The 8,886-nt window shown below is 39.5% G+C and carries 3 protein-coding genes; all 3 read left to right on the top strand.

Annotated features, from left to right (window positions below):
* Positions 1–5,888: CHAT domain-containing protein (locus tag ACP6PK_RS14650; protein ID WP_426560294.1), on the top strand; the 5,888-nt coding region annotated here is incomplete at its 5' end.
* A 329-nt stretch (positions 5,889–6,217) separates the two neighbouring features.
* Complete coding sequence (locus ACP6PK_RS14655; protein WP_426560298.1) at positions 6,218–6,820, top strand: IS1 family transposase; 603 nt, start codon at positions 6,218–6,220, stop codon at positions 6,818–6,820.
* Between the two features lie 620 nt (positions 6,821–7,440).
* Positions 7,441–8,886: two-partner secretion domain-containing protein (locus tag ACP6PK_RS14660; protein ID WP_426560296.1), on the top strand; the 1,446-nt coding region annotated here is incomplete at its 3' end.

The following is an 8,886-nucleotide window of genomic DNA, read 5'->3' on the forward strand; positions in this document are numbered from 1 at the left end:
CAAGTGATATAGACTCCCGTTCAAAAGGTAGTGGTCAAGGTGGGAGTATTAACCTTGAGAGTACAGGTGGAAATGTTGATACCAGTGGTGGTGAGTTATCTTCCTTTTCCGAATTAGGAAATGCTGGAGGTGTGAATATTACCAGTAGTGGCAATCTCACGACAAGTGATATAGACTCCCGTTCAAAAGGTAGTGGTCAAGGTGGGAGTATTAACCTCGAAAGTACAGGTGGAAATGTTGATACCAGTGGTGGTGAATTATCTTCTTTTTCACAATTAGGAAATGCGGGAAATGTAAATATTATCAGTAATACGGATTTGATAACAGGTACTATTAACTCTCGTTCAGAAGGTAATGGTCAAGGAGGAGATGTTACTCTAACAGCTAAAGGTAAGATAGATGCAGGATCTGTAGAATCATTTTCTCGCCAAGGTACAGGGGGCGATATTACTATTATTGGTGATGGCGATATTAATATTAGTAGTAATCAAACAGATGATGAGGAAGCAGGTATTAATTCCCGCGCTGGAACTAGCAGTGATGGTGGTAATATTGAAATCAAAAGTCAAACAGGTAACGTTACTATCAATAGTGAGTTATCTTCCTCTTCTCAAACAGGTAATGGTGGGAATATAAAGATTTCCGCAGGCGGAGATATTAATACAACCAGTGGTGAATTAGGTTCTTTCAGTGGTGAAGAAATAAATCAAAACCAAAACTCACAAACCCTAGCAGGGCAAAACCAAGGAGGTCAAGGTGGAGATATTACTCTAGAAGCTGAAGGTGAAATCAATGCAGGAGTTTTACAGTCATTCTCTCGTGAAGGTTCGGGGGGTAGTATTACCCTTGAAGCTAAAGGCAATATTACCACAAGTGAAATTATTTCTTCTGCAGCAGATCCAGAAGATAGACCTCCTGTGGGAGGAGAAAATTCAGGAAATCAGATTATAACTCAGTCTCAAGTTGAGGAACCAACAAGTAGACAAAGCGGTAATATTCGTATCGAAAGTACAGAGGGTACGGTGAAAACTCAAGGAGAAATTATTTCCTATAGTAATCAAGGAAATGCGGGTAATATTGATGTTATTAGTAATAGTGATGTTGACATTGCTGATGGAGCGACTATTGACTCTCGTGCTGATAGTAGTGGTAATGGTGGTGCCATTAAAATCGAAAGTAAAACAGGCGCTATAACTATCAATAGTGAGCTGTCTTCCTCATCCCAAACTGGTGAAGGCGGTCCAGTAGAGATTAGGGCAACAGGTAATATCACATCAGGAACAATTTCTTCCTTTTCAGAAGGTAATGGTAACGGTGGCAATATTACCCTCGAAAGTACAGGTGGAGATATTAATACAACCAGTGGTGAATTAGGTTCTTTCAGTGGTGAAGAAATAGATGAAACCCCAGGTTCACAAACATTCGCGGGAGGAAACCAAGGTGGTCAAGGTGGAAATATTACTCTAGAAGCTGAAGGTAATATAGATGTAGGAGATATAGAGTCATTTTCTCGTGAAGGTTCAGGGGGAAGTATAACCCTTGAAGCTAAAGGCAATATTACTACCACAAATGAAATAATTTCCTCTGCAGCAGACCCAGAAGAGAGACCTGCTGTGGGAGGAGAAAATTCAGGAAATCAGACCATAACTCAGTCTCAGGTTGAGGAACCAACAGGTAGACAAAGCGGTAATATTCGTATCGAAAGTAAAGAGGGTACGGTGAAAACTCAAGGAGAAATTATTTCCTATAGCAATGACGGACCAGGGGGAAATATTAGTATTATCGGTGATGGTGATATTGATATTCGTACAGGAGCTATTGACTCCCGTACTGATAGCACCAATAGGACTAATGGTGGTGAGATTTTTATAGAAAGTAAAACAGGTAATATTACTATCGAAGGTGAGTTATCTTCTTCATCTCAAACAGGTAAAGGCGGTGATATAGATATTAATGCCCCTGGTGATATCACATCAGAAGCAATTTCTTCCTATTCAGACGGTAATGGTGATGGTGGTGCAATTAATATTACTAGCACTCAAGGCAATTTAACAATAGGTGAGATACTTTCCTCTAGTGGCGAACCTATAGCTCAGAGAGCGCAAAACCCGGAGCAAACAAATTCTAACTCTGGAGAAAATACTACTGGTGGGGGTGGAGCTATTACTCTCAAAGCTGATGAAGGTAATATAACGGTAGGAGATATAGAGTCATTTTCTCGTCAAGGTGCAGCAGGAGATATCAGTGTCAGTGCCAAAGGTAATATTATTACAGATGCTATTATTTCCTCAGCAGGAGACCCAGAAAATATTCCAGCCCCTGGAAGAAATGCAGATAATGCTACGAGAACTCAGTCCCAAGTTGAAGAACAAAATAATCGTCCAGCAGGTGGTGATATTAGTATTATAAGTACAGAAGGCACAGTGACCACTAACGCCGAAATCACTTCCTATAGTGATAAAGGAAATGGGGGTAACATTAGTATTTTCAGTCAAGGCGATATTAGAATTATTACTGACAGCACTCCTAAAACGAACGCTGCTAATATTGACTCCCGTTCTGATGGCACAAGTGGCAGTGGCGGTAACATTATGCTCGAAAGTCAAACAGGTATTATTGATGCTCCAGGTGAGTTTGCTTCTTCTTCACAAACAGGTAACGGTGGTAATGTGGAGATTTTCGCCCCTGGTAATATCCAAGTGGAAACGATTTTATCCTTTTCAGAAGGTGATGGTAACGGTGGAGATGTTAATATTACAGGTGATAGTAGTATCCAAACAGGAACCATAGCATCATTTACCGCAGGTAGTGGTAATAGTGGCAATATTTCTATTTTTGCGGATGGTGCAATAGATACGAGTGTTGGTCAGCTATTATCTTTTTCCGCAGAAGGGGAAGGGGGAAATGTCACCCTTAGCGCTACAGAAAATATTACTACAGGTTTTATCGAAAGCTTTAGCGGTGGTGGAACAAGGGGTGGTAATATTACTCTGGAAACGACTAATGGAAATATTGATACCACTGTAGGACCTTTAGATGTAGCTATTGATCTTGATATTGATATCGTTGGATTATCATTAGGCGCAGAAGCAAATATTTCTACTGATGCTGATGTATCTTCACCAGATGTCGCTACTATCTTTGCAGAGGAACGGGCTAACTTGAGTTCCTCTGCTCCTGAAGGTACTGGAGGCAACATTTTGATTATTCAGCAAGGTCAGGGTGAGATTACTACTAGCAATATTAGTTCTTTTGGTGGAGAAGATAGTGGATCTGTTAATATTATCAACAATGACGGCAATATCAACACGGGGGTTATTTTTTCAACGGCTATCAATGGTACAGGCGGTCAAATTTCTCTGGAAACTATGAATAACGGCGACCTGAATATTAATCATATTGCTACTTATGCTGATACTGAAAATGGTGTAGGAGGTGATATTAGTCTGGATGCTAGTGGTGTTGTCAATATTAATAACATCGCATCTTTTGGTAATGCGGGTAGTGGAGATGTGACTATTCAAAGTAGTAGCGGTAGTATTAATACAGGCACAATTCAAACTCGCGCCCCCAATGGTACCAGTGGAAATATTACTTTGAATACTTTTAGCACTCAAGGTGATATTAGAACTGCAAGTGTCACTACCCAAGGGGGAGCAGCAGCAGGTCAAGTTGAAATTATTGCTACTGACGGTTCTGTAACAACTGAAGATTTAGAATCTAGTTCTGAGTCGGGAAGCGCCGGAGGAATAAATGTGGTGGCGGGAGAAGATATTGAGACGGGAGACCAAACTGTTGATAGTGCAACTGGTGATGCCACTATTAATAATGAAGCGGGAGGTGATATTACGACGGGAGACCAAACAGCTATTACTTCTGTAGGTGATGCTACTATTAATAATGTAGCAGGAGGGGATATTACTACGGGAGACCAAACAGCTATTACTGGAGAGGGTGATGCCACTATTAATAATGAAGCTGGAAGGGATATCACGACGGGAGACCAAACAGCTATTACTGGAGAGGGTGATGCCACTATTAATAATGTGACAGGTGGCGATATTACTACGGGAGACCAAACAGCTATTACTTCTGTAGGTGATGCCACTATTAATAATGAAGCAGGTGGCAATATTATTACGGGAGACCAAACAGCTATTACTTCTGTAGGTGATGCCACTATTAATAATGTGACAGGTGGCGATATTACTACTGGAGATATTACTGGTATAGGGGATATCACAAATATCATCAATCAACCAGGTGGAGAACTTAATACTGGTGAAATCATCCAAATTAATCCATCTCCATCAATACCAACAGACAATACTTTGCCACAACTATTACCTCAGACATCAGTAACTCCAGGTAATTTATCTAACCTGACGCAACTGCCAGTAACTCCAGGTAATTTACCTAACCTGACGCAACTGCCAATAACTCAAACTCCCATAAATCAAAATATTCCCCCATCTAATAATCAAGTATTAAATCCTGTTACTACTCAAATTATCCAGTCAGTGCAAGGTAATAGCACCATCACAACCACAAATAATCCTAATCTCCCAAACAAACAGAGCGATCGCCAGAAAGTCAACATCAACACAGATACCACTACCGCTTTAGAAAACATCAATATTGTGAATAGCACACCCCTAACTGTAGCTGCCAATTCCCAAACATTGATAACGATAGAACAAACTCGCAACGATGAATTTGAGGACTACTTTGAGTCAGACCTATCAAATCAAATTACATCGACACAGAATATTCGGGAAGTGCTAATTGATATTGCCCGTCAAACAGGTAACAACTCAGCAATTATCTATGTCACTGCTTACCCAGATGCACTACAACTGGTATTATATACACCAGGTAGCGACCCTATTCTCAAAACCATTCCCAACACCAACCGCAAAGAACTAATGAAAGCTTTGTTAACGCTACGCGCACAAATTACAAATCCCGCTCGTCGTTATACGAATAGCTATCTACCACCAGCCCAAAAATTATATAATTGGCTCATTGCACCAATATTAGCAGAACTAGAAGCAGCCAATATTGATACCCTACTATTCAGTATGGATGAAGGTTTGCGTGCTTTACCTGTAGCAGTATTACACGATGGGGAACAATTTCTAGTAGAAAAATATAGTCTCAGTTTAATTCCCAGTGTGAGCTTAATGGATACCAACTACCGACCACTTCAAGATACTCAAGTATTAGCAATGGGAGCGAGTGAATTCATTGAGCAAAGTGCATTACCAGCAGTACCCACAGAGTTAGAAACAATTTCTCAAAAGTTATGGCAAGGCAGCAAATTCATCAATGAAGAATTTACCCGGAATAACCTATTAGCTCAACGAGAAAATTATTCCTATCCCATCATTCACCTAGCGACTCATGCAGAATTTAAACCAGGAAAAGCAAATAATTCTTATATTCAGCTCTGGGGAGACGAACAACTAAAATTAGACCAAATTAGGGAGTTGGGTTGGAATGAACCAGCAGTAGAATTGTTAGTATTATCCGCTTGTCGCACCGCCTTCGGAGACAAAAATGCCGAATTAGGATTTGCGGGGTTAGCAGTAGCAGCAGGAGTGAAGTCAGCTTTGGCAAGTATTTGGTATGTGAGTGATGAAGGAACATTAGGCTTGATGACAGAATTTTATGTTCATTTGAATAATGCCAAAATTAAAGCAGAAGCACTCAGACAGGCGCAGTTAGCAATGTTGCGAGGGGAAGTAGTTATTGCAGAAGGGGAGTTAAGGGGACCAGGTATTCGTGGTGCAGTGGTGTTACCGCCAGCGTTAGGGAAGTTTGAAAATAAAAACTTATCTCATCCTTATTATTGGTCAGGGTTTATGATGATTGGTAGTCCTTGGTAATTAATAATGGATAATTAATAATGGATAATTGATAATGGATAATTGATAATTGATAATGGATAATGGATAATTGATAATTGATAATTGATAATGGATAATTGATAATTGATAATGGATAATTGATAATTAATAATGGATAATTGATAATGGATAATTGATAATTGGTGAATCAAGCTATGAATTAAGGTATTATTAATAAAATAAATCAAGATTACTATAGTCTCAAATCATGGAATGTCCCGAATGTAAATCTCATCATATCCGCAAAAACGTCTGGGAATCGGCAAGGGAAACAAAACTACATCTGTGTTAATTGTTCTCGTCAATTCATTGATAATTATCAATTAGAACAGGGTTATTCTAACGAATTTAAACATGAATGTTTAACAATGTATGTCAATGGCATGGGAAGATCGAGCGATCGCCCTTTGTCAAAAAAATTCACCACGCCACCATCATTAATTGGATTAAACAAGTGGGTGAGTTACTGCCCAATAGTTATTCTCGTATTGAGGATTCCACAGGTCGGAGAATTAGATGAACTGGAAACTTTTGTTGGTAAAAAAAACAAGATTTGGATATGGACGGCGGTAGATCATTTTAAGAGAGGTATTTTAGAGTGGGTGATTGGAGACCATAGTGCAGAAACCTTTGAACCGTTGTGGGCACATGTAGAAAAGTGGAACTGTTATTTCTATGTAACAGATGGATGGAAAGTATATCCACAGTTTATTGGAGATGGGGATCAGATTATTAGTAAAACCTATATGACCAGGGTTGAAGGAGAAAATACAAGACTCAGGCACTATTTAGCTAGGCTACATCGAAAAACTTTATGTTACTCAAAGTCGGTGGAAATGTTGAAGTATTCTGTCCGTTTACTGATTCATTATCTTTATTGGAAAGATGTTCCAGTTTCTTATAGTTCATAGCTCAATTCACCAACGCCGATAATTGATAATTAATTAATCCGGTTTAAAGCTTCTCCTAATAATATTATGTTCGGATAATCACTTATAATAAAGTTTTTGTTTGTAGAATAGCTCTCAGCCCCAACTTTAGATAGGGCTGAGAGCTATACTACGAACTTTAATTATAACTATTCAACCGGACATGATATAAGTCATTGCGACTGTCACTCCGTGGAAGGTTTGCGGAGCATTCCGGAACGGATAGCAATCTCATGGGTTTCACGAGATTGCTTCCGCTTTGTCGCTGCAGACTACTTTTCAACCAGATATGATTATCTTCCCAGTAAATTTACGGCAACAAGCAATATTCACCTCAATTAAAGTTCAGTATCTTTACTATTATGGATTGATATACAGATAAATAATATATATTATGATATATAATGATGGAGGTTCTATAGACATCCTACTACGCAACGCGATCGCGCTGCCCAGATGAGGGGATGAAACAAGTCCCCCTGTGGAATTTCATTCTCAATTGTGCCATTCCACTAAAACTATTGTCAGAGTGCCTCTTCTACGTTTCTTAACCCAATCTATCAAACTTTTGATGCCAACCCCACTTAATATTGAATATTTTTATGAAACGGACTTTTGTAGAATCTTACAGAATAAAAGCTCTGACTATAATTTTAGGAGCATTGGCCATAGCACCCCCGGCTAACTCCCAACCTATAACTCCGGCCAACGACGGCACAGGTACAACTGTCACCCCACAGGGCAACCAATTTAATATTGAAGGCGGCACCCGCAATGGAGCTAACCTATTCCATAGCTTTGACAAATTTAATGTCCCCACAAACCAAACTGCTAATTTCCTGACTACCCCAGACACTAGCAACATTCTCGGTAGAGTCACAGGAGGGAACGCTTCTTATATTAATGGTCTCATCCAAGTCATCGGTGGTAACTCTAACCTCTTCCTAATGAACCCCGCAGGTATTATGTTCGGTCAAAATGCTACCCTCAACATTCCTGCTTCCTTCAGCGTTACGACTGCTACAGGTATTGGTTTTGACAGCAATAATTTCTGGTTTCAAGCAATGGGCACAAACGACTACTCAAATTTAGTCGGAAACCCCAGTGGCTACAAATTTAATGTATCTAACCCAGGCGCTATAGTTAATCAAGGAGATTTAAGTTTAAACCCTGGAGAAAATTTAACCTTATTAGGTGGCACAGTTATTAATACCGGGGAACTCTCCACTGCAGGGGGTAATATTACCATCGCAGCAGTAGAAGGTGGTAGTGTCTTAAGAATATCTCAACCAGGACATATATTAAGTTTAGAAGTAGGGACGTTGGATGTAACGTCTCTACAGAATGGAGAAGATATTGCTGGTATAAACCCCTTATCTTTAGCAACACTTTTAACAGGTGGAGAAATAGCTCAGGCTACATCTGTCATAGTTAATGCTAATGGTGATGTGGTATTGACAGACTCAAATACTCTAGTTGCCGATACTCCAGGAGATGCTATTGTCTCTGGCAATATAGATGTATCAACTACTTCCCTTTCACAGCAACAGGGGGGATCTAATCCCGGAAACCAAGTAAATGTATTAGGCTCGCGCGTAGCTCTTATCAATACCACTATCAAGGCGGATGCTTTAAATGGTGGAGGAACAGTATTAATAGGAGGCGACTTTCAAGGCAATGGAATTGTTCCTAATTCTCAGCAAACTTTTGTAAATCAAAACTCCTTTATTTCTGCCGATGCTATTACAAATGGAGATGGAGGAAGAGTAATAATTTGGTCTAATGGAATTACTAATTTTGCGGGAGATATTAGTGCTAAAGGTGGAGAAAATTCTGGAGATGGAGGGTTTGTTGAAGTTTCGGGAAAACAAGAATTAATATTTAATGGAAATGTTAATGTTAGTGCAGCTTTTGGTAATCCAGGCACAATTTTATTAGATCCAGAAAATGTGACGGTGGGAGAGGATAATTCAGAAGTATCAGATACAGAAAATACAGATTCTCAGACAACAGAAAATTCTGATAATTCAGAACCTACAGAAACAGAA

Source organism: Dapis hubbardiae BLCC-M172 (genome assembly GCF_050016015.1).
Lineage (GTDB): Bacteria > Cyanobacteriota > Cyanobacteriia > Cyanobacteriales > Microcoleaceae > Trichodesmium.